Source organism: Pseudomonas sp. IT-P253 (assembly GCF_949768125.1).
In the GTDB taxonomy this organism is placed as follows: domain Bacteria; phylum Pseudomonadota; class Gammaproteobacteria; order Pseudomonadales; family Pseudomonadaceae; genus Aquipseudomonas.
Map to the genome: position 1 here is coordinate 137,266 of NZ_CATKPT010000044.1, position 26,605 is coordinate 163,870.

Below are 26,605 nucleotides of genomic sequence, written 5' to 3' on the forward strand. Positions count from 1 at the left end.
GTTCACTTGAGCAGCTCCCGGCAGACAGGTTTGTCGTGGGCCACGCCCAGCAGTTCGCAGACGGTGCCGCAGATTTCGGTCTGTTTCGGTGCGGCACTGGCGTTGAAACTGAAGGCGTCGCCAAGGACAAACAGCGGTACTTCGCGTTCTTCGGGTAGCAGGCCGTTGTGGGAGCGGTCGTTGTTCATGCCATGGTCGGCAGTCACTAGCACCTGATAGCCGGCGTCGAGCCAGCCTTGCAGGTAGTCGGCGAGGATGATGTCGGCCGAGCGGGCACTGTTACGGTATTGCGGGGTGTCGAGGCCGTGCTTGTGCCCGGCGTCGTCGATGTTCATCGGATGCACCAGCAGGAAGTTCGGCACATGGCGCAGACGCAGGTTTTCGGCGTCGGCGAACAGGTGCGAATCCGGGTAGTGATCGTTCCAGTAAAAATGACCATGCTGGATCGGCAGGTCGGGGTTATCGGTATGACGGTCCCGGGCGGCCACGAAGGGCGAACGGTTATACAGTTCGCTGACCCAGTGATAGGCCGCGGCGGCGGTTTTCAGGCCGGCATCGCTCGCGTAGTGATAAATGCTGCGTTGGTTGGACAGGCGCGAGACATTGTTGTGAACGATGCCGCTGTCGATCGGCGTGACGCCGGTCAGGATGCATTCGTAAAGAGGACGGGACAGGGCTGGCAATTCGCACTCCAGTTTATAGAGCGCCGCGCGTCCTGCGCCGACGTAAGCCTGCAGGTGCCCCATGGCGTGGCGTGCGACTTCGTAATTGAGGCCGTCGAGCACGACAAGGATGACATTGTGCTTCATAGGGGCAAAGACTCCGCAAAACAATTAGTTCAAATGCGCCACCAATACCCTGTGGGAGCGAGCTTGCTCGCGATGAGGGACTTACATTCAACAGTGATGTTGACTGACCGCCCGCTATCGCGAGCAAGCTCGCTCCCACATTGGATCTCCATCAGATATCCAATGTGGGGATCTACAGCTTTTACTTCATCTCGACGATGACTTCTTCGTTCCACTTCTGCGGCAGGGCCTTGGACGTCTTCTCCCACGCATCAGCGTCCTTGATCGGGGTCACGTTTTTGTACTGCTCGTTAGGCAGCAGCTTGGCCTTGACCTCGGCTGGCAGGGTCAGGTGATCGGCACGAATCGGACGAGCGTTGCCGCGCGCCAGGTTGATTTGGCCGGCGTCACTGAAGATGTACTCGCGGCTCAGCTTGGCAGCGTTCGGGTTCTTCGCGTATTTGTTGATGATGGTGGTGTAGCCGGAAATCACCGAGCCATCGGACGGAATCAGCACGGTGTAATCGTCCGGATTCGCCATCTTGGCTTTGTAGCTCAGGCCGTTGAAGTCCCAAACCACACCGACTTCGATTTCACCCTTTTCCATGGTGGCAATTGTCGGGTTGGCCATCGACAAGCGGCCTTGTTTGGCGATTTCGGCGAACATCTTCAGAGCGGGGTCAAGGTTTTTCTCGTTGCCACCGTTGGCCAGCGCTGCGGCCAGAACACCATTGGCGGCCTGAGCGGCGGTGCTGACATCACCAATGGAGACTTTGTACTTGCCGTCTTTGAGGTCGGCCCATTTAGTCGGTGCTGCAGAACCGTGCAGCAACTTTTTGTTGACGATGAATGCGATGGTGCCGGTATAGGCCAGCGCCCAGTTACCGTCCTTGTCCTTGGCCCAATCCGGCACTTGTGCCCAGGTGGTTGGCTTGTAGGGTTGCACTACGCCTTGCTTGACAGCGATAGGGCCGAAGGCTGCACCGACGTCGCCGATGTCAGCGCTGGCGTTGTCTTTTTCAGCGGCAAACTTGGCGATTTCCTGTGCCGAGCTCATGTCGGTGTCAATGTGTTTCAGGCCGTAAGTCTTGGCCAGATCTTCCCAAGTGCCTTTCCAGTTGGCCCAGTCATCGGGCATGCCGACGCTGTTGACTGCGCCTTCCGCTTTCGCAGCGGCTTCCAGGGTTTTCAAATCATCAGCCGCCATGGCGGCGGTGCACATGGCAATGGTCGAGCCTAACAGTGATGCCAGGAAAAGCTGTTTCATCCGAAGCTCCTTTTGGGCGTTTTCAACGCTGCGATTGCGGTTGTGTTGGTCTAGGTCAGCAATACCTGAGCCAATCTAGGCGGCCTGGATGACATTTTGATGTCGACGACCGGTCTGCCTATATTTTTTGCATGGCAATGCTCAGGCTTCTGCGTAAGCGTAGACCATGGCTAAAAGGCTGATATAGAAGGACTTGGCCGTGATATTGCAGGTGCCTGGATCAACCGTTCGGCGGCTTTGTCATCTGCCAGTCATGTGCAATGCCTAGGCTTGCAGGCAGCTATAGGCGCCGCGTTGAACGGCGATTCCGCCCCGAAACAGTTCTGGCCTAGTCCAGATAGGTAACGTTGATGCGCATTGAGACAACCAAAGCAGTGACAGCCATCGGGCAGGTTCTTCAGGAACAGCTCGACCATGGCCTGTTGGAGCCTGGCAGCAAATTACCGGCCGAGCGCAAACTCAGTGAGTTGTTCGGTACCACACGGATCACCGTGCGTGAGGCGTTGTTACAGCTGGAGGCCCAAGGGCAGATTTATCGGGAAGAACGACGTGGCTGGTTCGTGTCGCCCCCACGCCTGGCTTACAACCTGATGCAGCGCAGTCACTTTCACGCGATGGTCAGTGCTCAGGGGCGAGTGCCGTCCACCGAGGTGATTTCGGCGCGTTTGCAACCTGCATCGGCGGCGGTCTGCGCCTGGCTGCAGTTGCCTGCGCTGTCGAGTGTGATTCAGATATGCCGCGCCAGGCGTATTGATGAGCGTCTGGTGTTGTATGTGGAGCACTATTTGAATCCGCAGTTTTTCCCGGGGATTCTGGAGTTTGACTTGAATCAATCGATCACCGAACTGTATGCACGGCACTATGATTTGCACTATGGACGGGTTCGTTTCGAGATTGTGCCGACGGCGTTGTCGGTGGATGCTGCAGCAGCATTGCGGGTGTCGGTGGGGAGTCCCGGGCTGCGCATTGCTCGGGTCAATTACGATCAGCATGAGCGGCTGATCGATTGCGATCTGGAGTTTTGGCGGCATGATGCGATTCATGTCGGAGTCGATGTGGTCTGAACCTGGCCGCCGCAGGTTCAGGGCTTACGTTAGCCGAAGCGGTAAATGTCCATGCCCAAGGCACCCAGGGTGAACCCTTGGTGGACCACGTTGAAGTGCCCTCCGGCACCGCGGGCAAAATACAAAGGCAACAAATGTTCATCGCTTGGATGATTGCGCGCTGCGTTCGGTGCTTGCTGACGATAGTCGTGCAACGCGGTTTCGTCGTTCGCGGCGAGTTTTTCGATCATCCAGTCACGAAACGCCTTGGCCCACGGTTCGACGCTCTCCGGGCCGGCATGCCAATCCAGTTCGCGCAAATTGTGGGTGATGCTACCGGAGCCGATTAATAGCACGCCGTGTTCGCGCAGGCTGGCCAGTGCATGACCGACGCGGGTTTGCAGGGCCGGGCCGCCACGGGTGGGTAGCGAGACTTGCACCACCGGAATATCAGCCAGCGGATACATCAACGACAGCGGTACCCACACACCATGGTCGAACGGACGATCGGCATCGATGCGCGCCGGCAGCCCGTCGATTTTCAACAGTTCGACAACCTCTGCAGCCAATTGTGGATGACCGGGTGCCGGATATTGCACCTCGAACAACGCCTTTGGGAAACCACCGAAGTCATGCCAGGTGTCAGGTTGCGGGTTGCCGCTGACCAGCAACTCATCGCTTTCCCAGTGCGCAGATACAATCACGATGGCTTTGGGCTTCGGCAACTCGGCGGCCAGGCGCGCGAGGGCGGGTCCACTGGCTCCGGGTTCCAGGGCAAGCATGGGAGAACCATGAGATATGTAAAGGCTGGGGAACATGAATAAGCTCCTGAGAGTAAGATGGCACCATCTTTAGCCAGATCATTGATCTAAATCTAATATAAGTTTTAGGGTCTTTTGATCGAATTATCAGGATTAATTATGCAGCCGGAGTTTTGGCACAAGCGATGGGCGTCGAATCAGATCGGCTTTCATCTGCCGGAAGTTAATCCCCATCTGCAACGGTTCTGGCCACAATTGGGCCTGGAAGAGGGCACTCGCGTGCTGGTACCGTTGTGTGGGAAGAGCCTGGATCTATTGTGGCTTGCACGCGTAGGCCATGAAGTGTTGGGTGTCGAGCTGTCGGAAAAGGCCATCGAGGATTTCTTCAACGAGCATCAGCTTGATCCTGACGTCAGCGAGCAAGGGCCATTCAAGGTCTATCGCGCGGGTTCGATCGAGTTGTGGTGCGGTGATTTCTTCGAATTGACCGCCGGCGATGTTGCCGATTGTTCAGCCCTGTACGACCGCGCCGCGCTGATTGCATTGCCGCCGTCGATGCGTGAGCGATATGCCGCGCACCTGAACCGGATTTTGCCGAAAGAGTCGCTGGGGTTGCTGATTACGCTGGATTACGACCAGGCGCAAATGGACGGGCCACCGTTTGCCGTGCTCGATGACGAAGTGCAGCGGTTGTTTGGGGCGTCGTGGACACTGAAGATTCTGGAAGATCAGGACGTTCTGGGCGAGAGTTGGAAGTTCCTGGAGGCGGGCGTCACTCGGCTGGAAGAGCGGGTGTATCGGGTTTCCAGCCGGTAAGGTGTGTTGAGTTTACTGGCCCCATCGCGAGCAAGCTCGCTCCCACAGTTGACCGAGTTAGCCGAATGTATATGGTCCAATGTGGGAGCGAGCTTGCTCGCGATGGGGCCAGAATGAGCACCACTACATTCAAACAGACAAAAAAAGGCCCGCATCGCTGCGGGCCTTTTCTTTTAATGCCGAGCAATCAACCCCGACGGCGCAGTGCGTCGATGCGCTCTTCCAGTGGCGGGTGGCTCATGAACATGCGGGCGAACCCTTGTTTGATGCCACCGTTGATGCCGAAGGCATTCAGGGTGTCGGGCATATGCACCGGCAGACCTTGTTCAGCCCGCAGGCGTTGCAGGGCGCCAATCATCGCGCTGGTACCGGCCAGGCGCGCACCGGCTTCGTCGGCACGGAATTCGCGTTTGCGCGAAAACCACATGACGATGGCGCTGGCCAGAATACCCAGCACCAGTTCGGCGAAGATAGTCGCGACGTAGTAGGCGATACCCTGGCCTTCTTCGTTCTTGAAGATCACCTTGTCGACAAAATTGCCGATGATCCGGGCGAAGAACATCACGAAGGTGTTCACCACGCCCTGGATCAGTGCCAGGGTCACCATGTCGCCATTGGCAACGTGGCCGATTTCGTGGGCCAGAACGGCTTTCACTTCATCGGGCGAAAAGCGCTCGAGCAAACCCTGGCTGACCGCGACCAGTGCATCGTTCTTGTTCCAGCCCGTGGCGAAGGCGTTCGCCTCGTAGGCCGGGAAGATCCCGACTTCGGGCATCTTGATCCCGGCTTCGCGGGACAGTTGCTCGACGGTTTGCAGCAGCCATTGCTCGTGACGCGTGCGCGGCTGGCTGATGATTTGGGTGCTGGTGCTCATCTTCGCCATCCACTTGGAGATGAACAGCGAGAACAGCGAACCGGCAAAACCAAAGACCGCACAGAAAATCAGCAGCTGATTGAGGTTGAGATCAACCCCGTTGGCCGCCATGAACCCGTTGAAGCCGAAAAGGCTCAGGGTGATGCTGGCAATCAGCACGACCGCCAGGTTAGTGGCCAAAAACAGCAGGATGCGCATCATGGTTGTAGAAATCTCCTTGTGCTAAAGATGTTGCGTACTGCGGGGTATATAAGGTGCTGCATCGTGCTATTCAACCGGGTGACTATTTCAAACTGTGTCCTACGGCAACAGTCTAGCTGCTTGCAGGGCATTTCCGACGGCGATGCGGGAAGCGTTTGTCAGCCAAATACCCTTGCAGGCCCCCATCGTTATTAGGCACGAGCACGCAATGTGCAATCAGTCAGCGATTGAAGCGGTAATGTTCGGCAGGGCGTAAAGATATGTTGCTGAATGGGTCACCGTGCGACTGCGCAAGCGTCGCACGGTGACGGGCCACTTACTGGCGATAGGACTTCAGGAAGTTACCGATGCGGCCGATGGCCATGTCCAGATCGTCCACGCGCGGCAGGGTCACGACACGGAAATGGTCCGGCCAAGGCCAATTGAAGGCCGTGCCTTGAACCACCAGCAGCTTTTCCGACAGCAGCAGGTCGAGTACGAACTTCTCGTCGTTGTGGATCGGGCAGACTTTCGGGTCGATCCGCGGGAATGCATACAGCGCGCCCATTGGCTTGACGCAACTCACGCCTGGGATGTCGTTGAGCAGCTCCCACGTGCGATTGCGCTGTTCCAGCAGACGACCCTGCGGCAAAACCAGGTCGTTGATGCTCTGGTAGCCGCCGAGCGCGGTCTGGATGGCGTGCTGGCTCGGCACGTTGGCACACAGGCGCATGTTCGCCAGCATGTCGATACCTTCGATGTAGCTCTGGGCGTGGTGTTTCGGACCTGAAATGGCGATCCAGCCAGAGCGGAAGCCGGCCACGCGATAAGACTTGGACAGGCCGTTGAAGGTCAGGCACAACAGGTCCGGCGCCAGGGAGGCGGTGCAAATGTGCACGGCATCGTCGTACAGAATCTTGTCGTAGATCTCGTCGGAAAAAACCACCAGATTGTGCTGGCGGGCCAGTTCCAGCATCCCCAGCAACACTTCTTTCGAATAGACGGCGCCCGTCGGGTTGTTCGGGTTGATGATCACCAGTGCCTTGGTGTTCGGGGTGATCTTGGCCTTGATATCGGCCAGGTCTGGCCACCAGTTGGCTTGCTCGTCACACAGGTAGTGTACCGGGTTGCCGCCCGACAGACTGACCGCGGCGGTCCATAGCGGGTAGTCGGGCGCCGGCACCAGCACTTCGTCGCCATTGTTGAGCAGGGCCTGCATCGACATCACGATCAGTTCGGAAACGCCGTTACCGAGGTAGATGTCTTCAATGCCGACGCCTTCCACCTGCTTTTGCTGGTAGTACTGCATGACGGCTTTGCGCGCACTGAACAGGCCCTTGGAATCGCTGTAGCCCTGGGCAGTCGGCAGATTGCGGATCACGTCCTGGAGGATTTCGTCCGGCGCTTCGAAACCAAAAGGTGCCGGGTTGCCGATGTTCAGCTTGAGGATGCGATGGCCTTCCTCTTCCAGGCGTTTGGCGTGCTTGAGCACCGGGCCGCGAATGTCATAGCAGACGTTGGCGAGCTTGTTCGATTTGCTGACCTGCATGGCGATGTGTTCCTGAAAATGAACGATCCAGGCGGCGTATGAACTACCGTACTGGGAATCCTGCGTATTCACACAGGCCTGACGCCTCGGTTTGCCGATCCAAAATCCGTTTGAATGCGCGTGGCGCGGCTGCCAGACTGGCGTTTGACGAGGCGCAATCATACGTGCCGTCCGATCCGTGGAAAAGGTACAGATCGGGCTTTTTCAGCTGCTGAGGTGTGACAATGGAAAAGTTGGAGAAAACCCTGGAGGAATGGCGGGCGATGCTCGACCCGGAGCAGTACAACGTTTGCCGCCTCAAGGGCACCGAGCGGCCGTTCTCTGGTAAATACAACGGCACCAGGACTGACGGTGTTTATCACTGCATCTGCTGCAACGAGGCGCTGTTCGACGCCAAGACCAAATTTGACTCCGGCTGCGGGTGGCCGAGTTTCTATGCGCCGATCGGCGACAGCGCCATGGTCGAGATACGAGACGTGAGCCACGGCATGATCCGCACCGAAGTGGTCTGCGCCAAATGCGATGCGCACCTGGGCCACGTGTTTCCGGACGGTCCGCCGCCGACCGGCCTGCGTTATTGCATCAACTCGGTATGCCTGGACCTGGTACCGCGCGAGTAATGCGAGCCCCGTAGGAGCGAAGCTTGCTCGCGAAGGCGTCGGATCAGCCAAAATCAGTGTTGAATGTTAATACGCCTTCGCGAGCAAGCTTCGCTCCTACAGAACAGTTGGCTCCCGACAATTTAAATTGCGCGCAATTCAATTGCTCGCTATGTTTACCTCATCTTCCGTCATTCAGAGTCCGAGCCATGAGCGACAACTTGTTGAGCATCCCTTGCACCACCATCAAGGGTGAGCAAAAGACCCTGGCCGATTACGCCGGCAAAGCCGTGCTGGTGGTCAATACCGCGAGCAAATGCGGCTTCACTCCACAGTACAAAGGCCTCGAAGAACTGTGGCAAACCTATAAGGATCAAGGCCTGGTGGTGCTTGGCTTTCCTTGCAATCAGTTTGGCAAGCAAGAGCCGGGCAACGAAGGGGCCATTTCCGAGTTCTGCGAACTGAACTTCGGCGTCAGTTTCCCGCTGTTCAAAAAGATCGAGGTCAATGGCGCCGGCGCTCATCCGCTGTTTGTGCAGCTGAAGAAGCGTGCACCAGGTGTGCTCGGTTCCCAGGGCATCAAGTGGAATTTCACCAAGTTCCTGATCGGCAAGGACGGCGAGCTGGTCAAGCGTTTCGCTCCGGCGACCAAGCCGCAGGACCTGAGCCGAGAGATTGAAGCCCTGCTCAAATGAACACATTGTCAGTCGATTCTCTGAAGCTCGACAGCCAGCTCTGCTTCAAGCTGTACGCCGCTTCCAGAGCCGTGATCCGCGCCTACAAACCGATGCTCGATCAGCTCGGCCTGACCTACCCGCAATACCTGGCGATGCTGGTGTTGTGGGAATGGCAGGAGGCCGCTCCGGAACAGCCGACGGTCAAGGCGTTGGGCGAACGCCTGGCGCTGGATTCGGGCACGTTGACACCGTTGCTCAAGCGTCTTGAACAACTGCAATTGGTTCAGCGCCAGCGCTCGGCGCGGGATGAACGAGAGGTGCACTTGAGCTTGTCGCCCGCCGGCAAGGCTTTGCGCGATCAGGTCGGGCCGCTCAAGGCTCGTCTGTTATGCGACAGCGGCGTGGATCTGGATCGTCTGAATGACCTGCGCGATGGCCTCGATCACCTGCTGGGGCAAATCAAGGCACTGTCGTAGCGCGAATCCACACATCGAGCAGCGCGGCGAGCTCTTCCCGACGGAAGGGTTTGGCCAGGTAATCGCTCATGCCCGCCGCAAGGCAGCGTTCCCGTTCTTCGGACATGGCGTTGGCGGTCAGCGCGACGATGGGCAACTGCGGCCAGCGCCCGCTACGACGGATTTGCCGACTGGCCTCATAGCCGTCCATTACCGGCATGTTGCAGTCCATCAGCACCAGATCGAATTCTTTTTGTTCAAGCTGATCCAGTGCCTCGCCACCGTGGCCGGCAACGATCACCTCGCAACCGAGTTTTCCGAGCATCCCCTTGGCCACCAATTGATTGACCGGATTGTCTTCCACCAGCAGCACGCGTGCGCGCCGTTGCGGTGAGAGGGTATCGAGGCGGGCATCGTTGAGGGTATTCAGCTCCGATTGGAGCACTCGCCGTAGCGTCTGGTACAGCGCATTGCGCGCCAGCGGCCGTGCTTGTTGTTGCAAGGGTGCGAGGGCACTGGCTTCTTCGCTGGGCAGGAAACTGCCGTAAGCAGTGACCAGCAAAATGGGTGAAGTACAGGTGGGGCGCAGGACAAACAGGCATTCGGGGCAATCAGTGATGACGATATCGGGATTCAGTCCGATCATCGAGTCATCGATCGAGCGCTGTTGATAGTCGAGCCCCCAACCAGGCAATAGGCTGTGCAACAGTTCCGCCAGACCGCTGTTGGCGGCGGTGATCGCGATCACCTTGCCCTGCAAAGATCCCGGGGGGAAAGCCTGGGTGTGACAAGGCAACGGCAGTTCGGCACAGAACTGGCTGCCGAAGCCCGCTTCCGAGCTGATGGTCAGTCGTCCTTGCATGGCTTCGCAGAGGTTATACGTCAGCGCCAGGCCCAACCCGGTGCCGCCGAACTGTCGAGTGATGCCGGCACCGGCCTGGGTAAAGGGCTGGAAAATTTTCACCTGCGCGTCCGGGGCAATTCCGATGCCGGTGTCGCAGACTTCGATTCTGACGCCGTCCCCGAATGTTGACAGACGCACATCGACCCGACCGAAACGGGTGAATTTGAGGGCGTTGGACAACAGGTTGCTGACGATCTGCCGGACCCGGGTTGGATCCCCGAGCACCAGTGCGGGGAAGTACGGGTCGATCAGGCAGGTCAGTTCGACGCTTGGCGCGGCGTTCTGCGACAGCAGATTGGCGGTGTCCTCGATCAGCGATCCGAGGTCGAATGGAATGTGTTCGAGCTCGAGCTGGCCGGCATCGAACTTTGACAGGTCGAGAATATCGTTGAGCAGCTCCACCAGGACTTTGCCAGAGTCGTGGGCGATGGACAGTTGTTGCTGTTGTTCGGCCGTGAGCGGGCCGTCCAGGGAGAGCGCGATCATACCCAACAGACCGTTGAGCGGCGTACGGATTTCGTGGCTCATATTGGCCAGGAACGTAGAGCGTGCTTCAGCCATGTCCAGGGCGGTGCTGCGGGCAACTTCCAGCTCCTGATTGGATTGGCTGAGCCTGGAATTGATGGCCTTGAGTTCTGTTGTGCGGGCCGAGACGATGTGTTCCAGTTGCCCGAGGTAGTCGGTCAGGCGGTTTTCAGCGTTACGGCGTTGCTGTATTTCGGTGGCGGTGTTTTCGAATTGCTGATTCGCAACCTTGACCAGAACACCGATTTCATCATTTCCATGGCCCGTCGGGCACTCCAGTGACGAGGGTTCCACGCTGCGCGGATCGCGGCCACTGAGTTCGCGGATGACCCGTACCAACGGTTTGGTCAGCATGAAGTAGAACAAGGTCAGCAAGATGCCGGTCAGCAGCAGACTGCGGGCGAAGCCGTTGATCAGCGTTACTTCGGCTCGACGCAGAAACCGGTTACCGAATGAGTAGGTGTCGACGTCCAGACGTAGAGTGCCGAGGGATTCGGCTGGCAAGTGGTCGAGGTAAAGACGGTCTTCGAACGGCCGGTTCGCACCGAACAGGAAGTCACTGATCGCCCGATACCGGCTTTGCGAGCCGGGGCGTTGTACGTTGGCTAATACGTTACCGTTGTTATCGGTCAATTGCGCGCCGATGACCACCGGCGAACGCAGCAGGCCGAGGGTCAACTCCTGAGCGAGTTCGGCGTCAATGTTGTAGGCGATGCGAGAGGCGGGGTTATGGCTGATTTCCAGTAAAGACCGGATTTCACGGTTGATAGAGGCGTCTTCACTGGCATAATCGATACCTATTTGCAGCAGACTGAGCAGCGTGCCCAGCATAAAACCGACCAGCACGGTAAGCCTGGCTTGCTTATATGACAGCCGGTTGGTGAACTTGATATCCATGGGGGATTGAACCACTTCCGTTTCCCTTCGCTGCTCAAGCATAGTCGATCATGCATGGATACCGAGGCTCCCGCGAGCCCTTGTGCTCTGGATGAACCGGTCACCGAACGCTGTGTTTTGTCGCTGTAACGCCATGATTACTGTGAATGAGCCCGAGGAGAAGACGTGGATTCCCGATTAAATGCTTTTCTTGAACGCGCCGATGCTGTTTTGGCCCGTATCGAGCCGCTGTTGCCCGCACCTCGGCAAGCCATCGATTGGAGCCACTGCCTGGCCGCGCGCTGGCAGCGCGAGGGACGCAGCGGTTTTCTGTTGCCGCTGCAAGTCAGCCTCGATATGCGCTTGTCCGACCTGATTGGCGTTGACCGGCAACTGGAACAATTGGGACGTAATACCCAGCAATTCATCGATGGTATGCCGGCCAACCACGCGCTGCTCTGGGGCTCGCGAGGCACCGGTAAATCGTCGCTGGTTCGCGCGTTGCTGGCCGAGCACGCCAAGGCCGGTTTGCGATTGATCGAGATCGAACGCGATCACCTGGCAGACTTGCCGCGCGTCGTCGAACACATTGCAAAATTACCCCAGCGTTTCGTGCTGTTCTGCGATGACCTGTCGTTCGAGTCGGGGGAGGGTGACTATCGCGTGCTCAAGAGTGTGCTCGACGGCTCTCTCGAACAGGCGCCAGACAACGTTTTGTTGTACGCCACTTCCAACCGCCGCCACCTGGTGCCGGAAAAGGAAAGCGATAACGAAAACTGGAAAAGAGTCGACGGCGAACTCCATCCCAGCGAGGCAGTGGAAGACAAAATCGCGTTATCGGACCGTTTCGGCCTGTGGCTGTCGTTCTATCCATTTACCCAGGAACACTACCTCAACGTCGTCGAACACTGGATTGGTCAACTGGCTGGCAAGGCCGGCCTGGCCTGGCAGCGTGACGAAGCACTGGACATCCTCGCCGTACGCTGGGCCACGGGCCGTGGCAATCGCAACGGGCGCTGCGCCTATCAATTTGCCCGCTATTGGGTCGGGCTCAAGCTGTTGGAGCACAAGGCATGATCGATTTACAGAAGAGTGGTCAGGGCCTCGAAGGCTACGGTATGTTGCAGGCGCAACTGGAGTCGTTGCTGGCGGATGAACGCGACTTCATCGCCAACGCCGCCCAGTTTTCGGCATTCCTGTACAACCAGCTCGATGATCTGAACTGGGCCGGTTTCTACCTCAATCGCAACGAAGAACTGGTGCTGGGCCCATTTCAAGGGCAGATCGCCTGCGTGCGAATTCCATTCGGTCGGGGCGTGTGTGGGGCTGCTGCGGCGACCTTGCAGACTCAGTTGGTCGAAGACGTGCACGCATTTCCCGGGCATATCGCTTGCGACAGCGCCTCGAACAGCGAACTGGTCGTGCCACTGGTCAAGGAGGGGCGACTGATCGGCGTGCTGGACCTGGACAGCCCGAAACTGGCGCGTTTTACCGCGCGCGATCAGGTCGGCATCGAGCAGCTGGCGGCCATATTCCTGCGTCTTACCGACTGCTGATCACGCGCTCAAGCCTGCCTTGGCCAGCAGGCTTGACGGATCTACTGCATCGATTTGTTGTGGGTCCAGAAACTGATCGGCGTACTGCAAATAGATTTGCGCATCGATGAAAAGCCCAAATAACTCCGGGTCGATGTGGGCGTCACGGCACATGGTGGCCATGATGCCCAGTGCTTCGCTCAGGGGCTTGGCTTTCTTGTAGGGGCGATCCGCGGCGGTCAGCGCTTCGAAAATATCGGCGATCGCCATCATCCGTGCCGGCAGGCTCATTTCTTCGCGCTTCAACTGTTTGGGATAACCGGTACCGTCCATTTTTTCGTGGTGGCCGCCGGCGATCTCGGCAACGTTGTTGAGGTGAGCGGGGAAGGGTAGATGGCTGAGCATCAGGATCGTCTGCACCATGTGGTGATTGATGATGTAACGCTCTTCGCGGGTCAGAGTGCCGCGGCCAATGCTCAAGTTATAGAGCTCGCCCCGGTTGTATTTGTAGCGCGGTACATCGAGCTTGAAACCCCAGGGGTTATCTTGCGGAATCAGTTCGTTCTCGGCGCGTTCGAACAGATGCTCGGGTTTGTCCGCCAGCAGCGGTTCGCTGACCGGTAACGTCGGCGCGGGTGTTCGGGCCTGTCGTCGGTTTTCTTCCCAGGAAACGCCTAATCGATCATCCAGCGTTCGGGTCCAGGTGCGTTGGGCCAGGTTGCGCAGGCGTTGCAGGTCCGTCTCGGCCATGGTCTCGCCCCCCAGATTGCAGCGGGCAACGAAGGCGAAGTCATCGTCGAGCCCCGCCAGACCGGCGTTGCGCAGCTCGGCCAGGTGCTGCTCGTCACCGCCCAGGGCAATGGCTTGCCAATAGTTGATCCAGACATCGCGTTTGAGCACTTCGAAACGGGTGCGGATTTCGTGGATACGGTCGTTCAGGGTTTCCAGCTTTGTGGCTTTATCGACAACATATTCCGGGGTGGTGACCTTGCCGCAATCGTGCAGCCAAGCGGCGATGTGCAGCGCCTCCCATTCATCTTCGGTGGGTTGATAGCCGCTGAAAGCCGGGGCCTGACTGGCGGCGGCGGCCTGGGCAAGCATCAACGTCAATGCGGGCACCCGTTGGCAGTGACCGCCGGTGTAAGGGCTTTTGGCGTCAATTGCGCCGGCCAGCAGTTGAATGAAGGCGTCCAGCAGTTGTTTTTGTTTGGCTTGCAGTCGCTGGCTTTCAATACTCACGGCGGCTGCACCGGAGACGGCCTGTAGAAACGCGATGCGGTCGGGGCAAAGTTTTTCCAGATCACTTGGGAGGCCGCTGTCGGCCAATAACAGGACCAGCAGGCCCACGGTTTCGTTGTGTCGGTTGTGCAGCCGAATACCGATCAGATGCACGCGGGGGCTTTCCATCGCGAGCAACACTTTGCGCAAATCCGCTGCCTGCTCGAAGCCGATACTGGTGACAACATTGTCGGCATTCGACAGCTGCTGCAGCCATGCCGGGCTCTGTGGACTCTGGAGTTCGTGTCCTTGAACATCGAATGCCGGCAATGCCCGGGACGTGCCATTGATGACCAGACCATGCGGCTCCATCCGATCGCTATCATTGTCGCGCAGGTAGATCAGACCGGCCTCGGCCTCGCCAATTTTCACGGTTTCAAACAACACCCGTTCCAGCAAAGGGACGAAACGGGTTTCGGCACTCAGGCTGTCGGTGATCTGGAAAAAGCTCGCCAGGGTGTCTTTCATACGTGCCATCGACACGCCCAGTTGGTCGACTTCCAGCACCGGGGAACGACGTGCGGCCGGAAAACTGAAATCGAAACTGCGAATCGCATCGGCTTCCTGAACCAGTGCACGCAGGGGTTTGACCAGAATTCTTGAAGTGAGCCAGCCCAACGGCAGGCACAGCAATAGGGTGGCCAAGGTAATCAGTGCGCCTTGCCAGCGCATGCGGTAGGCATCGACGAGCAATTCATCTTCCGGCACCAGCAGCGCCAGCTGCAGCCCCTTGGGACCGCCTTCCTGTAGATGGCTGCGGGCAACGATCCATTGACGCCCGGAGACTTCCAGTCGATTGCCTTCGGGCGGATGGTCAAGCAGCGCACCGATACTGGGGCTCAGATCAGCCGCGTTGATCAGGCGGGTAGTTCGGTCATCGATGATCAGCTTGCGACTATCGGGATAAGCAATGGCATCGTTTTTTGCATCGTACAGCACGATTTCGGTACTGGGGGTTACGACATGTCTGGCCAGGGTCGCGGAAAGCTCTGCCAGGGTCATGTCTGCCCCGATGACCGCTTGTACTCCACTGCGTCTGGCCAACGTGGTGCCGATCTGGTGAGTCGAGAAAAAAATGTAGGGTTCGGTGGTGATCTGATCCCTGACGCTGCTGGCGCTGGAGTACCAGGGGCGGGCTCGTGGATCGTAGGTTTCTTCGGGGTTGTCCTGTCGACTGATGAGGGCCAGGCCCTCATCGAAGAATAACGCTTGGGAATGGACCTGATTGCGACTGTCCTTCTCGATGCTCCACACCTGATAAGCCGCCGTTTGCGGAGCGTTGAGGAGGGATTTCAGGTCAGCGGTTCGCAAGGGGCGAACCATGAAAAAATCACCGTTGTCGTAACCCAGATACAGCGATGCCAGGTTGGGATTGTCCTTCAGCGATTGGCTGAAGGGTTTGAGCAGCGCCAGGCGTTGCTCCAGGTCGGGTGCCTGCGCCGCCGGCATGTCCGCCAACAGGCTCAACAGATGTCGAATCGGCTCATAAGTGGCGTTCAAGTCCTGTCGAACGTCCTGCTCGATGCGCTCGAAGAGCTTTTCACTGCTGGAAAGAATGATCTGTGTGGTATGCCGATAGTTGAAAATGCCCAGGACCATGCCAGTCAGCAACAACAGGCAGGTGAACATCACGCTGATGTGGACGTGCAGGGGAAACCGCCGCTGATCCGGGTGCAGTGGGCTGGGCATTGCCGTCTCTCCATGATGATTAACACACTGCTCAGCGACCAAGCATAGTTAAGGCTCGGTCATTCTGCGTTTGTCGTTTTGTCCAATTTGCTGCTGCAACGCTTGCTCGAGTTCCAGCATGGCGTGCTCCATGGCCTTGCTACGTTCAGTCACCTCATCGTGATGGACCGCTTCCTGGCAAGCCTTCTCCAACGCTTCGCAGCTGTCGATCAACCGGGAAGCCTGGACGATTCGGGCGGCACCCTTGATTTTGTGGGCGACGTCGAGAAATGACTGCAGACCCTCTGAGGGCGACAGCGCCATCAGCTCCTCTCGGTCCAGACGGTTGCTTTTCAGCAGTTCGGCCAATAAACGCTGGTCCAACGCCCGATTGCCCCCGGTCAAAACCTGTAGCCCTGCCAGACTGAACGCCGGATCGCGGACGGTCGGCTGGATCCCTTCAACCCATTGACCCAAGGCGGTCAGGGTCAGGGGCTTGAACAGGCAGTCGTCCATGCCTGCGTCTTTGCAGCGTTGTATTTCTTCCGGTTGGGCATTGGCCGTAAAACCCAGAATGGTGCAGCGCGGCCGGTGCGATAGTTGTTCATGTTGGCGAATGGCGCAGGCCAGTTCGTAGCCATTCATGAACGGCATGTTGCAATCGGCAATGACCAGGTCGTATGGCTCGACTTTCCAGGCTGCCAATCCTGCCGCTCCGTCCGGTGCAACGCTGAATCGGTGGCCCAGATACTCTAGCTGCTGGCACATGAGCAGGCGATTGGCCGGGTGATCGTCGACCACCAGAATATTCAACGGCGCTGTCGAGCGGCGTATTTGCGCTTCAGCGGGTTCCGGCAGCTGCTCGCGTGGCAATGTTGCCAAGTGCAGCGAAACCTGGACTTGGGTACCGATGCCCGGCTGGCTGCTCAATTGCAGGCTGCCGCCCATCGCCTCGCACAGGCTACGGCTGATCACCAGACCGAGCCCTGCGCCTCCCCGGACTGATTGCCCGGAGTTTTCGGCTTGTACGAAAGGCTCGAATAACTGCTGCCGGTCCTGCTCGCTGATGCCGATGCCACTGTCCTGAACCTGCACCAGCATCAGCACTTGCTCGGAGGAGACTGTCGGGTGCAGGTTGACGACAATCCTGACCTGACCTCGCTCAGTAAACTTGATGGCGTTGCTGACCAGATTGGACAGCACCTGCTTGAAGCGCATCGGGTCCAACAGGACATCGAACAATGGGGTGGCAGGATGGAACTCCACCAGCAGCGAGAGATTTTTCTGGTGAGCCAGTCCATCGAAGATCCGTACGACCGACGCGACGATATCAACCGGATTGACCCGTTCCGGGCTCAGACTCAGGCGCCCGGATTCGATCCGTGCGATGTCGAGTATGTCGCCGATCAGCTCCAGCAGGTCTTTCGCCGAGTTGTAGGCCACCTCGATGGCCGGGCGATCAGGGTGGTCGTGATTGATTCGCTTGAGCGTCAGTTCGAGCATGCCGATGACCGCATTCATAGGGGTGCGGATCTCATGACTCATGGTGGCCAAAAAAGTGCTTTTGGCTCGATTGGCCTCATCAGCGCGTTCTTTCGCGGCTCGTAGGTCATCGAACAGTTGCCGACGTTCGCTGATGTCGATCCAGCCGCCGATGATGCCTTGCACTTCTCCACTCGAATCACGGTAGGGCAGAATCCAGTGATAAATCGTCAGTCTGCGGCCGCCGATGTGCATTGCACGGTCAAGAATCAGCGGTATGCCCTCGGCCACGACACGTTGGTAGTCAGCCTGATATTCCTGGGCTTCGAACGCATTGCTCATGTTGCCCTGCATGACACTTTTGCCGATAACGTCTTCACGTTTCGCGCAGAAAACTTCGAGGTAACTGTCATTGCAGCTTTGCAACAAACCCTGACGATCGCGAACGTAGATCGGATGAGGCGTTCCGTTGACCAGTGATCGCATGAATTCCAGTTGATCATTCAACGCACGTTCTGCCGCCTGGCGCTGTTTGATCTGGCGACGCATGTAAGCGTTCCAGGCAACGGAAATCAACAGCAGCACGCCAGCACCCACTACGATCTGATAGAACAGTCGGTGGTAATTGCGCCAGGTACTTTGCGAGGACGCCGAATAGCCACGCCAACGGCTGTTGATGATGCCCAGTTCCTCCGGCGCGATGCTCAACAGTGCCTTGTCGAGGATGGAGTTCAGCTCCTTGGAATTCAGGCCTGTCGCCAGGGAGAACGCGGCCTGTCGGGTGCCAATGGTGGTGCTGATCTGAAGGGTGTGTTCGAAGAGCCGCGATGAAATGAAGTAGTTGGCAATCACCAATGAGTTGACCGAACCTTCTGCCTTGCCCTCCGCGAGCAACTCGACGGCGCTGAAGGTGTCCGGGGTTTCGATCAGCTTGATCCGCGGGTACTCGCGGCGCAGGTAATCCACCAGTGGATTGCCTTGGGCGATGGTCAGGCGTTTGTCCTGGAGTTGATCAAGGTTGGTCGGGCTGTCGGCGGCTTTTCGAGTCAGCAGGACAAAGGAGTTTTGCAGGTAGGGGCGGGTGAAATTTAACTTCGATTCACGTTGGGCGCTGGGGAGCAGGGCACCAATCAAGTCGGCTTGATTGCCCATGATCTGCTGGATCATCTCGCCATCGCTTCGGCTGCGATGGATGTCGAAGCGCAAACCGGTGCGCAATCTGATCAGTTCAAGCAGATCGGCGGTCACGCCACGAAAGTTGCCATCGCTGTCAAAAAACGTCAGCGGCGCATAGGCCTCATTGACCACCACGCGAACCACAGGGTGTTGTGCCAGCCAGCGTTCCTCGCTGTAACTGAGCTCCAGTTTTTGATCGGTGAGAAGAATGTCACTGCCAGCACTCCAGCGTTTGGCGATATTTTCTCGCTCGCTGATTGGAGTGAGCATGAGCATCGCATTGATGATCCCGAGCAATTCGGGGTTGTTCCTATGCACGGCGAAGCTGAAACCGTGGGCTTCGTGTTTGCCGAAGTTGGCCATGCGAATGTTATTCAGGTACCCCTTGTTGATCATGTAGTGGGTTGAAATGGTGTCGCCGAGGAACACGTCAGCCTGGTCAAAGGCCACCGCGTTGATCGCATTCTGGTAGGACGGATAGGACGTGATGATCGCCTTCGGATAGAGCGCCCGGACCTCCTCCAGTGGCAAGTAGTGATACACCATGCTCAGCCGCAGTCCAGCCAGGCCATCGGTCAGTGATCGGGCTTCGCCTTCGCGTGTTACCAGTACCGGCTGATCTACGGCGTAAGGTGTGGACAGCGCAATGTCCGCATTGTGAGCCTCGAATCCATTGGCGGTGCCAAGCAGGTCGACCTCGCCGTTTTCGAGTGCCTCGATCGCGGCTCCTCGGGATGCGAATCGCTGAACCCTGATTGGCAAACCGGTGGTTTTGCCGAGGATGCCCGCGTAATCGGCAGTGAAACCTTCATACTCATGACCGCTGATTGTCAGGTCGAAGGGCGGGTAATCCGGTGCCGACGTGCCAAGAATCAGCTCATGTTTGTTCTTGATCCATTGTTGCTGGGCATTATTCAGTTGGACTTCCAGGTGTCCGGTCGCTGAGCGACTGAGCAGGGCGTAGTTCTCGCTGGCAATCGGCGCAGCCGACACCGAGGTGCTCAGGCACCAACCGGTGGCAATAAGTATCAGATAATCCTTTATACGACTGGGCATCCTTTCTCTCACACTAACGCGTTACGTTTTGCCATCTCTATGAGTTCAACCAGGGATTTGGCTTTTAGTTTTTGCATCAGGCGTTTTTTATAAGTGCTGACAGTTTTGTTGCTCAGAAACATACCTTTGGCAATTTCCTTGTTGGTGCGGCCTTGGGCAAAAAGTTGTAATACCATCAGTTCTCGATCGTTGACCGATTTGAATAGCTCCAGGTCGGCATAACGCGCGTCATCACTGCGAACAGGATTCAAGGCTTGACTCGGAAAATAGTTGTAACCTGACAATACCGCTTTAATAGCACTCACCAGTTCACTCAGGTCTTCCTGTTTACATACATACCCTGAAGCGCCGGATTGCATACAGCGAATGCCAAAGAGTGTCGGACATTGTGCTGTCAGTACCAGTGTTTTCAAGGGCGTACTCATGGCGTTGAAACGGGCGAGAACTTCCAGGCCATCCAGTTTAGGAATGCTGATGTCGAGTATGACCAGGTCGGGCATGCATTCGCGAACCATCTGCATGGCGTCGACCCCATTATCAGTTTCGCCAACGACTTTGTAGCCCTCGTGTTCCAACAACATACGGACAGCAAGACGGATCACTGGGTGGTCGTCGACAATAAAAACGGAGTTCATAATCAAATCCCATACGAGCTCAAATAAAGCGCGCACCTTAGCTCAGATAGTTCAGGAGACGCATGAAGTGACGGACCTGTAGCAGCAATATAGGAAGATTCCTACATGCGAAGAAGAATAGGACTACGTACCAACTAGGTTTTTATGAGGGTGAGTGAAAGTTATTGGTGTTTGATTCGGTTGTTGAGGGTTTTAACTTGCAAGTTGAAAATTGTTTTGTTTGGTGTTTTTGCGAGTATTTTTATAGTGTGCTCAAGGTCAACAGATTTCTAAATTCCGATTGTTTCAATGGCTTTATTAAATACCCTAATAAGGGCAGTCCGTGTTCGCTGGCCAGTTTTTTAAGTGTGTCCAGTTCAGCAGAGGTAAGACTACTTAAGAGAATGGCTTGCCTGATCATTCCCTGGTGGCTGGCGAGTTGAACCAGGTCAAGTCCGGGAAGGTCAGGCAAGCATTGATCGCACAAAAGAATATCGAACGGTTTTACCGCCTTGAACATTTGTTGCAGGGCGCCTTCAGCACTGTCGGTGGTAGTCAGTTGGGTGAAGCCGTAACTTTCAAGCAGGTATTGAGTCGCCCTGAGCTGAAAAGGATGATCTTCCACCAACAGGATGCGCAGATCGTCTTTGAACATAGGATTATTCACGCTTCATCTGTCGATCAGAGGGAGATGACATTATTTCGTGAGACCACCGAGCAATCGGTCAGTTTACTCAGCACGAGGTGTAGGGCGATTCAGCGAGGTTTGAATGTAGTTGACTTCTTGGTGGGTGATTGGCCATTCCGTGTGTCGTAATGGCCAATCAGCCAGTTCTAATCAGTAACTTGAGCGACCGGTCATTTCCTGCGCCATTTGGCTCGCATAGCTGTCGGTCATGCCAGCGATGAAGTCAATCATCCGCAGAAACGAGCTGTGTAGAGGGCCGTGAGGATCGGGCGCATTGTTTCCCAAGAGGTCAAGAATACGTCGACTCTTGAAAGAGGGAGTTCGACCGTTGTGCTGTTCCAGTGCCGCGCTGCAGAAGGCGTTTAACAGGATTTCCAGTGTGGTGTAGGCACCGATTTCGTGCAGCGTCTTACGTTTGTCCTGGAAGATTTTTTTGCGCGCCATGTCCTTTGCATTCAATACGCATCGCTTGGCGGGGCCGTGCATATGCTCCACCAGATCGCCGGGCAGCGTACCGGCCAGTAGCGCGTCCTGCTGCTCGACAAAGGCGCGGGCGGCTGCATTGGTCAGGTGTTCGATGGCTTTGCCCCGCAGAATCGCCAGTTTGCGCCGACGCGAATCCTCAGGACCGAGCAGACGATAAGTCTGCGGAAGGTCGTCGCCCACAAGATCCAGCAACAGCGACTCGACTTCGGCGTACTCCAGCAACTCCATTTCCAGACCGTCTTCCAGGTCAATGAGCGCATAGCAGATATCGTCAGCCGCCTCCATCAGGTACACCAGCGGATGGCGTGCCCATCGCTGATCTTCAAGTTGCGGCAGGCCGAGTTTCAGGGCGATCTGTTCCAGCAGCGGCAGTTCGCTCTGATAACAACCGAATTTATGCTTCTTATAGCCCAGCGAATCGGCGTGTTTTGCCGTCCATGGGTATTTCAGGTAAGTCCCCAGCGTGGCATAGGTCAGCCGGGTGCCGCCGTCGAACTGGTGATATTCCAGCTGGGTGAGCACGCGGAAGCCTTGGGCATTGCCTTCGAAGTTCAGGAAGTCATTACGTTCGGTTTCGCTCATTGCATCCAGCCAGCCACGTCCGGCGGCTTGTTGGAACCAGTGACGAATCGCATCTTCGCCGGAATGGCCGAACGGCGGATTGCCGATGTCATGGGCCAGACATGCCGATTGCACCACCATTCCCAGATCGCTGGGGTCGCACCAGTCGGGCAGGGCGCTACGGATGGTTTCGCCGACCCGCATGCCGAGCGAACGGCCGACGCAACTGACTTCCAGCGAGTGGGTCAGGCGCGTGTGGATATGATCATTACTGGTGACCGGATGGACTTGGGTCTTGCGCCCGAGACGACGAAACGCTCCCGAGAAAATAATGCGGTCGTGATCTTTGTGGAAAGGGCTGCGGCCGAGTTCTTCCGGGCTGTGCAACGTCTTTCCGAGGCGTTCGCGGGTAAGCAGGGTTTGCCAATCCAAGGCTGATTCTCTCCGTCAGGTGACTGATGAGGCGCTAGCTTCCGGGTTCGCGTCGGGACCTGCAAGTGGTACTAAAGCCCGGCAGCGTCAATGTCGATGAGCAGCAGTCGCTCGCCATTGTCGAAAAATTGCCCGGCGGTCAGGCAATACTGGTTGCTGGTGGCATCGCGGTAGGTGTTGGAGAGCGTCAATCGACGCTCGTCCCAGCCCTCGGCCAACAGGTGATAGAAGTAGGGGCGCCATGACCAGTTGTGACCCAGGTAGCGGTTGTCGGCTTCCCAGCCGGTGTTGCGCCATTCAAGGTTAGGTGTCAGTTGCGTGCCGTGACGGTCGCACTGATAGAAGCGTAACAACCAAGGATAGGCATCCAGATGTGGCAAGGCGCTGAGCGGTGCGCGGGCCTGGGCCCAGGCTTGCAGGATCGACATCAGCGCACTGAGTTGCTGGCGCATGACCATCAGGCGGCCTCGTTCCGCCAGTTTATGTTCTACATAGCGCTGGCGCAGTTGCGCAAAGCGCTCGACAAACGCCTCGGTATCAAAGAAGTCCGCTTGTGCCCGGGCAAATAGGAAGCCCTGCACGTAGCGCGAGCCGCACTCCAGGGCAAAATTCAGCTGAGCGTCGGTCTCCACCCCTTCGGCAATGATCCAGCAACCGGTTTTTTCCGCCATTTGTGCCAGGGCCTTGACCACATCGCTGCTCGGCCCACCCAGCGCAGCGGCCTGAAACAGCCGCATGTCGAGCTTGAGAATGTCCGGTTGCAGGGCGAGTACACGGTCGAGCTGAGAGTAGCCGGCCCCGAAGTCATCGATGGCAATCCGCGCGCCGGCTTGCCGGTAACGCGTCACCACCTGGGCCAGGCGCTGGATATCGCCATCCAGTTCGGTGATTTCGAAGACGATTCGCTGCGGGTCGACCCCATGCCTGGCCAGTTGTTTGAGGCTCGGCAAGGCTTGGTCCGGGCGTAAGCGGCTGATCCAGCGTGGGGACATGTTCAGGCTTAGAAACCAGTCTGATGGCGCTTCATGCAGACGGCTCAGGGCGTCATCGCGGATTTGGCGATCCAGACGGCGCAGCGCAATCGCGGGTGTTCGCGGGTCGGCGAACAGCGGCCCCACCGAGGTCAGTGAACCGTCGGCCTGACGCAGTCGACCCAAAGCCTCGACGCCAGCGATACGGCCTGTGGCGGTATCGATGAATGGTTGAAAGCAGGCGAGCGGTTGCCCGTCGATCACGAGGCCTCCTTAGTAAGGTCTTGTTTTTGGATAAACCTGGCCATCGAGTAGGCACGCAGGAATGAACCTCTCGATAAAGAGGTTCATTCGGTGGTATTGCAAGAATGCAGCCAGACAGTGGCTCAGTGGTTGCGCGAAGAGCCTTGCAAGACCAGCTTGATCAGCGGCCCCAGCGTTGTGCCCAGGCGAACCAGTCGAGTCAGACCGCTGAGACTACCGTTCTTGGCGCCCTTGCCAGTCAGAAAGCCCAGCAAGGTGACGGCTGCCACGCCCCAAAGCGGAGCGTGCTTGATACCGAGCCCCTCCCGAAGGTTTTGCGTCATCCCGCGCACGTGCTGCAAAGGTTGCAGCAGTTGCGTGGTTTCGTGGCGGATTTCCTGGCGATGCATTTCCATGCGCAGGCGGATCAACGCTTTGCGCATTTCCGCGCGAGAGCTGTTGCGAGGCAGTTCGGGAATGTTCATGGCAGCAGGCGCTCCCTGTCATTGGCCAGTTCTTCCAGGGTGCCATGGAAGGGTGAAGACTCATCGAAAATCGCCGCTCTCAACCGCATCGCACAAAAGAGCGCGGCCAGTGCGTAGAACACACAAAGCCCGATGATGGCCGTCAGGCGATAGGTGTCCCAGAACACGATCAACACCAGTGTCGACAAGCCCACCAGCAACAGCAAGGCAAACACCAGCGCAAGGCCTGCAAACAGCAACAGGCTTACGGTGCGTGCTTTTTGTTCCTGCAATTCGATGCCGAAGAGTTCGACATGGCTGTGCAACAGTCCAAGAAACGCGGCGCCCAGGCGCCGCGATGAGGAGCTTGGGCCCGTCGCGGACGAGCCGGATTCGCCGATCCCCATAATCAGCGCCGGGTTGCCAGCAGACCAATGAGGAAGCCCACGCCGGCCGCGATTCCTACCGATTGCCATGGGTTGGCCTGAACATAGTCTTCCGTGGCAGTAACGGCTGCCTTGCTGCGATCGCGCAGGGAGTCTTCGGTCAGTTTCAAGGTTTCACGCGCACGCAGCAGACTGTCGTGAATTTGCTCGCGCAACTCGTCCGCCTGATCACCCGCCAACGCTGCGGTGTGTTCCAGCAACCGTTCAGTGTCGTTGACCAGGGTCTGAAAATCGTTCATCAGGATTTCTTGAGCAGTCTTTGCCTTGATGCTGGCCATTGGTGATCTCCGTAAGTGGCTTCTGTTGCGTTCGAGTATGAGCCTTGCGCGAAGGTTCAGTACAAATCACTGGTACAACTTTTGCTATGTCGTGGTGCGTCAGCTCGCGCTGTTGCGCTGTTGCTGGGCATGATTCAAGCAAAACCTTATCTCAAATAACGAAAATGCGCGCAAAGGTTCCAACCTTGTGCGCCAAAGCAGCTCATCGGGCTCAAGGTACTGATCCTGATAGGTTGCAATTTGGTGCATGAATTGTCTGCGCGAACTGCTTTGGTGCTTTTTTAGCCTTCAGGTCTGCCAACCCCATGGAAAATCTGCAAAGCGCTGTCGACAATCTGGTCCACAGCTCCAACACGTTGTTCATTCTGATCGGCGCGGTCATGGTACTGGCCATGCACGCCGGGTTTGCCTTTCTCGAAGTCGGCACGGTCCGACAAAAGAACCAGGTCAACGCCTTGTCGAAGATCCTCAGCGACTTCGCCATTTCGACCCTGGCCTACTTCTTTATAGGCTATTGGATTTCCTATGGGGTTACCTTTCTGCAGCCGGCAGCTGTAATCAATGCCGATCATGGCTACGGGTTGGTGAAGTTTTTCTTCCTGCTGACCTTCGCCGCGGCGATTCCGGCGATTATTTCCGGCGGTATCGCCGAACGCGCCCGGTTCGTTCCCCAGTTGTGCGCGACAGCCCTGATCGTGGCGTTCATCTATCCCTTCTTCGAAGGCATGATCTGGAACGGCAACTTTGGCGTGCAAGCCTGGTTGCTGGATCGCTTCGGCGCCAGCTTTCATGATTTCGCAGGTTCGGTAGTGGTCCACGCCATGGGTGGCTGGCTCGCACTGGCAGCGGTGTTGTTGCTCGGGCCTCGGCAAGGTCGCTATCGAGAAGGACGACTGGTGGCGTTCGCGCCGTCGAGCATTCCGTTTCTGGCATTGGGGTCGTGGATCCTGATCGTTGGCTGGTTCGGCTTCAACGTGATGAGCGCGCAGACATTGCAGGGAGTCAGCGGCCTGGTGGCGGTCAATTCGCTGATGGCCATGGTCGGCGGCACCATGGCGGCGTTGATCGTCGGACGCAATGACCCGGGCTTTCTGCATAACGGCCCGCTGGCCGGGCTGGTGGCGATCTGCGCCGGTTCCGATCTGATGCATCCGGTGGGTGCCCTGGTGACCGGTGCGATCGCCGGCGCGCTGTTTGTATGGTGCTTTACGGCTGCCCAAGGCAAATGGCATATCGATGATGTGCTGGGTGTCTGGCCATTACATGGTCTGTGCGGCGTGTGGGGCGGGGTCGCCTGCGGAATTTTTGGCCAAAGCGCATTGGGTGGTCTGGGCGGTGTGAGCCTGATCAGCCAGTTGATTGGCACTGCGCTCGGCGTGGTCGTGGCATTGGCCGGCGGGTTTGCAGTGTATGGCGTGATCAAGGCGTTCCATGGTTTGCGCCTGAGTCAGGAAGAAGAGTATTACGGTGCGGACCTGTCGGTGCACAAGATCGGTGCGGTGAGCCAGGACTAGTCGTGCAAGCGGCATTCAGGACCCATGGTTGGCGTCAGGGTATTAGCGAAATACCGGGAAATCGGCCAGGGTTCAGGTGCAGGGGATTGGCTCGACGGCTTTTGATCGCGCGCCTAGAATGAACCTCTCCTTTGCCTGGTCTGGTGCTCATGCCTCCTGAATGTCAGCTGTTCGGCACCCTTGGTTGCCATCTCTGTGAACTCGCCGAAGCAGAACTGATGCCTATGGTTGAGCACGGTTTATTGGTGGAACTGGTCGACATCGCGGAAAACGAAGTGTGGTTCGAAGACTACGGTCTGCGTATTCCCGTACTTCGGCGCGTAGATACCGGTGCTGAGCTCGATTGGCCGTTCAATCCCGAGCAGGTCGTGGCGTTCTTGCGCTGACCCGATGCTACTG

24 protein-coding genes are annotated in these 26,605 nt (G+C 57.4%); 9 read left to right on the forward strand and 15 right to left on the reverse strand.

All coding sequences use genetic code 11. The features are described 5' to 3' along the window. Positions 1–2 precede the first annotated feature (2 nt). Together ACM6IR_RS21130 and ACM6IR_RS21135 are read right to left on the reverse strand one after the other, a co-directional pair. The gene (locus ACM6IR_RS21130; protein WP_414909490.1) at positions 3–809 is read right to left on the reverse strand and encodes an alkaline phosphatase family protein; all 807 of its coding nucleotides are present in this window, start codon (positions 807–809) and stop codon (positions 3–5) included. A gap of 181 nt (positions 810–990) precedes the next feature. Next, entirely contained in the window at positions 991–2,055 is a 1,065-nt protein-coding gene (locus ACM6IR_RS21135) for an ABC transporter substrate-binding protein (protein ID WP_414909491.1), read from the reverse strand. Positions 2,056–2,405: 350 nt separating this feature from the next. Here ACM6IR_RS21135 and ACM6IR_RS21140 point away from each other — a divergent pair, with 350 nt between their 5' ends. Further along, positions 2,406–3,119 carry a UTRA domain-containing protein gene (locus tag ACM6IR_RS21140; protein WP_414909492.1) on the forward strand — a complete coding sequence of 238 codons (714 nt, stop codon included), beginning with the start codon at positions 2,406–2,408 and terminating at the stop codon, positions 3,117–3,119. Between the two features lie 29 nt (positions 3,120–3,148). Here the strand turns inward: ACM6IR_RS21140 and ACM6IR_RS21145 are convergent, their stop codons facing one another. Continuing rightward, complete coding sequence (locus ACM6IR_RS21145; protein WP_414909493.1) at positions 3,149–3,916, reverse strand: DODA-type extradiol aromatic ring-opening family dioxygenase; 768 nt, start codon at positions 3,914–3,916, stop codon at positions 3,149–3,151. 102 nt (positions 3,917–4,018) lie between these two features. On the opposite strand from ACM6IR_RS21145, the gene ACM6IR_RS21150 reads away from it, so the two are divergent. After that, the gene (locus tag ACM6IR_RS21150) at positions 4,019–4,675 is read left to right on the forward strand and encodes a thiopurine S-methyltransferase (protein ID WP_414909494.1); all 657 of its coding nucleotides are present in this window, start codon (positions 4,019–4,021) and stop codon (positions 4,673–4,675) included. Between the two features lie 187 nt (positions 4,676–4,862). Here ACM6IR_RS21150 and htpX read toward each other — a convergent pair whose 3' ends face one another. Continuing rightward, a complete protein-coding gene (gene htpX / locus ACM6IR_RS21155) occupies positions 4,863–5,750 on the reverse strand; it encodes a protease HtpX (RefSeq protein ID WP_157711433.1) in 888 nt (295 codons plus the stop codon). A gap of 316 nt (positions 5,751–6,066) precedes the next feature. Further along, positions 6,067–7,278: a pyridoxal phosphate-dependent aminotransferase gene (locus ACM6IR_RS21160; protein ID WP_008030363.1), complete on the reverse strand. Its 1,212-nt coding sequence runs from the start codon at positions 7,276–7,278 to the stop codon at positions 6,067–6,069. 224 nt (positions 7,279–7,502) lie between these two features. On the opposite strand from ACM6IR_RS21160, the gene msrB reads away from it, so the two are divergent. From msrB to ACM6IR_RS21175, 3 genes are all read left to right on the forward strand, one after another. Next, positions 7,503–7,898: a peptide-methionine (R)-S-oxide reductase MsrB gene (msrB, locus tag ACM6IR_RS21165; RefSeq protein ID WP_414909495.1), complete on the forward strand. Its 396-nt coding sequence runs from the start codon at positions 7,503–7,505 to the stop codon at positions 7,896–7,898. Between the two features lie 188 nt (positions 7,899–8,086). Beyond that, on the forward strand, positions 8,087–8,572 hold the full coding sequence (locus tag ACM6IR_RS21170) for a glutathione peroxidase (RefSeq protein WP_414909496.1): 486 nt from the start codon (positions 8,087–8,089) through the stop codon (positions 8,570–8,572). After that, positions 8,569–9,030, forward strand: a complete 462-nt coding sequence (locus tag ACM6IR_RS21175; RefSeq protein WP_038982224.1) for a MarR family winged helix-turn-helix transcriptional regulator — start codon at positions 8,569–8,571, stop codon at positions 9,028–9,030. The genes ACM6IR_RS21170 and ACM6IR_RS21175 overlap by 4 nt, the downstream gene beginning before the upstream one ends. Here the strand turns inward: ACM6IR_RS21175 and ACM6IR_RS21180 are convergent. Then, positions 9,014–11,377: a response regulator gene (locus ACM6IR_RS21180; protein WP_414909497.1), complete on the reverse strand. Its 2,364-nt coding sequence runs from the start codon at positions 11,375–11,377 to the stop codon at positions 9,014–9,016. The genes ACM6IR_RS21175 and ACM6IR_RS21180 overlap by 17 nt on opposite strands. Before the next feature lie 123 nt (positions 11,378–11,500). Here ACM6IR_RS21180 and ACM6IR_RS21185 point away from each other — a divergent pair, with 123 nt between their 5' ends. Further along, on the forward strand, positions 11,501–12,391 hold the full coding sequence (locus tag ACM6IR_RS21185; RefSeq protein WP_414909498.1) for an ATP-binding protein: 891 nt from the start codon (positions 11,501–11,503) through the stop codon (positions 12,389–12,391). Then, on the forward strand, positions 12,388–12,870 hold the full coding sequence (locus ACM6IR_RS21190) for a GAF domain-containing protein (protein ID WP_414909499.1): 483 nt from the start codon (positions 12,388–12,390) through the stop codon (positions 12,868–12,870). The genes ACM6IR_RS21185 and ACM6IR_RS21190 overlap by 4 nt, the downstream gene beginning before the upstream one ends. Here the strand turns inward: ACM6IR_RS21190 and ACM6IR_RS21195 are convergent, their stop codons facing one another. The 9 genes from ACM6IR_RS21195 to ACM6IR_RS21235 form a co-directional block, all read right to left on the reverse strand. Beyond that, entirely contained in the window at positions 12,871–15,816 is a 2,946-nt protein-coding gene (locus ACM6IR_RS21195; protein ID WP_414909500.1) for an HD domain-containing phosphohydrolase, read from the reverse strand. A gap of 48 nt (positions 15,817–15,864) precedes the next feature. After that, positions 15,865–19,509 carry a transporter substrate-binding domain-containing protein gene (locus ACM6IR_RS21200; protein ID WP_414909501.1) on the reverse strand — a complete coding sequence of 1,215 codons (3,645 nt, stop codon included), beginning with the start codon at positions 19,507–19,509 and terminating at the stop codon, positions 15,865–15,867. Positions 19,510–19,517: 8 nt separating this feature from the next. Then, a complete protein-coding gene (locus tag ACM6IR_RS21205) occupies positions 19,518–20,144 on the reverse strand; it encodes a response regulator transcription factor (RefSeq protein ID WP_201113597.1) in 627 nt (208 codons plus the stop codon). Positions 20,145–20,385: 241 nt separating this feature from the next. After that, on the reverse strand, positions 20,386–20,778 hold the full coding sequence (locus tag ACM6IR_RS21210; RefSeq protein WP_414909502.1) for a response regulator: 393 nt from the start codon (positions 20,776–20,778) through the stop codon (positions 20,386–20,388). Between the two features lie 183 nt (positions 20,779–20,961). Further along, entirely contained in the window at positions 20,962–22,290 is a 1,329-nt protein-coding gene (locus ACM6IR_RS21215) for a deoxyguanosinetriphosphate triphosphohydrolase (RefSeq protein ID WP_414909503.1), read from the reverse strand. A 71-nt stretch (positions 22,291–22,361) separates the two neighbouring features. Further along, positions 22,362–23,525, reverse strand: a complete 1,164-nt coding sequence (locus ACM6IR_RS21220) for an EAL domain-containing protein (protein WP_414909504.1) — start codon at positions 23,523–23,525, stop codon at positions 22,362–22,364. Between the two features lie 122 nt (positions 23,526–23,647). Beyond that, positions 23,648–23,989, reverse strand: coding sequence for a hypothetical protein (locus tag ACM6IR_RS21225; RefSeq protein WP_414909505.1), 342 nt, complete (start codon positions 23,987–23,989; stop codon positions 23,648–23,650). Next, positions 23,986–24,375 (reverse strand): phage holin family protein, encoded by a 390-nt coding sequence (locus ACM6IR_RS21230; protein WP_414909506.1) that lies wholly within the window; start codon positions 24,373–24,375, stop codon positions 23,986–23,988. Before ACM6IR_RS21230 ends, ACM6IR_RS21225 begins: the two co-directional genes overlap by 4 nt. Positions 24,376–24,377: 2 nt before the next feature. Beyond that, on the reverse strand, positions 24,378–24,692 hold the full coding sequence (locus ACM6IR_RS21235) for a DUF883 family protein (protein WP_414909507.1): 315 nt from the start codon (positions 24,690–24,692) through the stop codon (positions 24,378–24,380). A gap of 305 nt (positions 24,693–24,997) precedes the next feature. Here ACM6IR_RS21235 and ACM6IR_RS21240 point away from each other — a divergent pair, with 305 nt between their 5' ends. Both ACM6IR_RS21240 and ACM6IR_RS21245 read left to right on the forward strand, forming a co-directional pair. After that, complete coding sequence (locus ACM6IR_RS21240) at positions 24,998–26,206, forward strand: ammonium transporter (RefSeq protein WP_414909508.1); 1,209 nt, start codon at positions 24,998–25,000, stop codon at positions 26,204–26,206. Positions 26,207–26,355: 149 nt separating this feature from the next. After that, positions 26,356–26,592, forward strand: coding sequence for a glutaredoxin family protein (locus ACM6IR_RS21245; protein ID WP_414909509.1), 237 nt, complete (start codon positions 26,356–26,358; stop codon positions 26,590–26,592). Positions 26,593–26,605: the final 13 nt, after the last annotated feature.

Excerpts from the sequence above, each read along its gene's own strand:
- ACM6IR_RS21195 (WP_414909500.1), bottom strand. The coding sequence starts at position 15,816 with ATGCCCAGCCCACTGCACCCGGATCAGCGGCGGTTTCCCCTGCACGTC.
- ACM6IR_RS21130 (WP_414909490.1), bottom strand. The coding sequence starts at position 809 with ATGAAGCACAATGTCATCCTTGTCGTGCTCGACGGCCTCAATTACGAA.
- ACM6IR_RS21230 (WP_414909506.1), bottom strand. The coding sequence starts at position 24,375 with ATGGGGATCGGCGAATCCGGCTCGTCCGCGACGGGCCCAAGCTCCTCA.
- ACM6IR_RS21140 (WP_414909492.1), top strand. The coding sequence starts at position 2,406 with ATGCGCATTGAGACAACCAAAGCAGTGACAGCCATCGGGCAGGTTCTT.
- msrB (WP_414909495.1), top strand. The coding sequence starts at position 7,503 with ATGGAAAAGTTGGAGAAAACCCTGGAGGAATGGCGGGCGATGCTCGAC.
- htpX (WP_157711433.1), bottom strand. The coding sequence starts at position 5,750 with ATGATGCGCATCCTGCTGTTTTTGGCCACTAACCTGGCGGTCGTGCTG.
- ACM6IR_RS21225 (WP_414909505.1), bottom strand. The coding sequence starts at position 23,989 with ATGAACATTCCCGAACTGCCTCGCAACAGCTCTCGCGCGGAAATGCGC.
- ACM6IR_RS21205 (WP_201113597.1), bottom strand. The coding sequence starts at position 20,144 with ATGAACTCCGTTTTTATTGTCGACGACCACCCAGTGATCCGTCTTGCT.
- ACM6IR_RS21135 (WP_414909491.1), bottom strand. The coding sequence starts at position 2,055 with ATGAAACAGCTTTTCCTGGCATCACTGTTAGGCTCGACCATTGCCATG.
- ACM6IR_RS21170 (WP_414909496.1), top strand. The coding sequence starts at position 8,087 with ATGAGCGACAACTTGTTGAGCATCCCTTGCACCACCATCAAGGGTGAG.
- ACM6IR_RS21145 (WP_414909493.1), bottom strand. The coding sequence starts at position 3,916 with ATGTTCCCCAGCCTTTACATATCTCATGGTTCTCCCATGCTTGCCCTG.
- ACM6IR_RS21235 (WP_414909507.1), bottom strand. The coding sequence starts at position 24,692 with ATGGCCAGCATCAAGGCAAAGACTGCTCAAGAAATCCTGATGAACGAT.
- ACM6IR_RS21180 (WP_414909497.1), bottom strand. The coding sequence starts at position 11,377 with ATGCTTGAGCAGCGAAGGGAAACGGAAGTGGTTCAATCCCCCATGGAT.
- ACM6IR_RS21160 (WP_008030363.1), bottom strand. The coding sequence starts at position 7,278 with ATGCAGGTCAGCAAATCGAACAAGCTCGCCAACGTCTGCTATGACATT.
- ACM6IR_RS21210 (WP_414909502.1), bottom strand. The coding sequence starts at position 20,778 with ATGTTCAAAGACGATCTGCGCATCCTGTTGGTGGAAGATCATCCTTTT.
- ACM6IR_RS21200 (WP_414909501.1), bottom strand. The coding sequence starts at position 19,509 with ATGCCCAGTCGTATAAAGGATTATCTGATACTTATTGCCACCGGTTGG.
- ACM6IR_RS21150 (WP_414909494.1), top strand. The coding sequence starts at position 4,019 with ATGCAGCCGGAGTTTTGGCACAAGCGATGGGCGTCGAATCAGATCGGC.
- ACM6IR_RS21190 (WP_414909499.1), top strand. The coding sequence starts at position 12,388 with ATGATCGATTTACAGAAGAGTGGTCAGGGCCTCGAAGGCTACGGTATG.
- ACM6IR_RS21175 (WP_038982224.1), top strand. The coding sequence starts at position 8,569 with ATGAACACATTGTCAGTCGATTCTCTGAAGCTCGACAGCCAGCTCTGC.
- ACM6IR_RS21240 (WP_414909508.1), top strand. The coding sequence starts at position 24,998 with ATGGAAAATCTGCAAAGCGCTGTCGACAATCTGGTCCACAGCTCCAAC.
- ACM6IR_RS21245 (WP_414909509.1), top strand. The coding sequence starts at position 26,356 with ATGCCTCCTGAATGTCAGCTGTTCGGCACCCTTGGTTGCCATCTCTGT.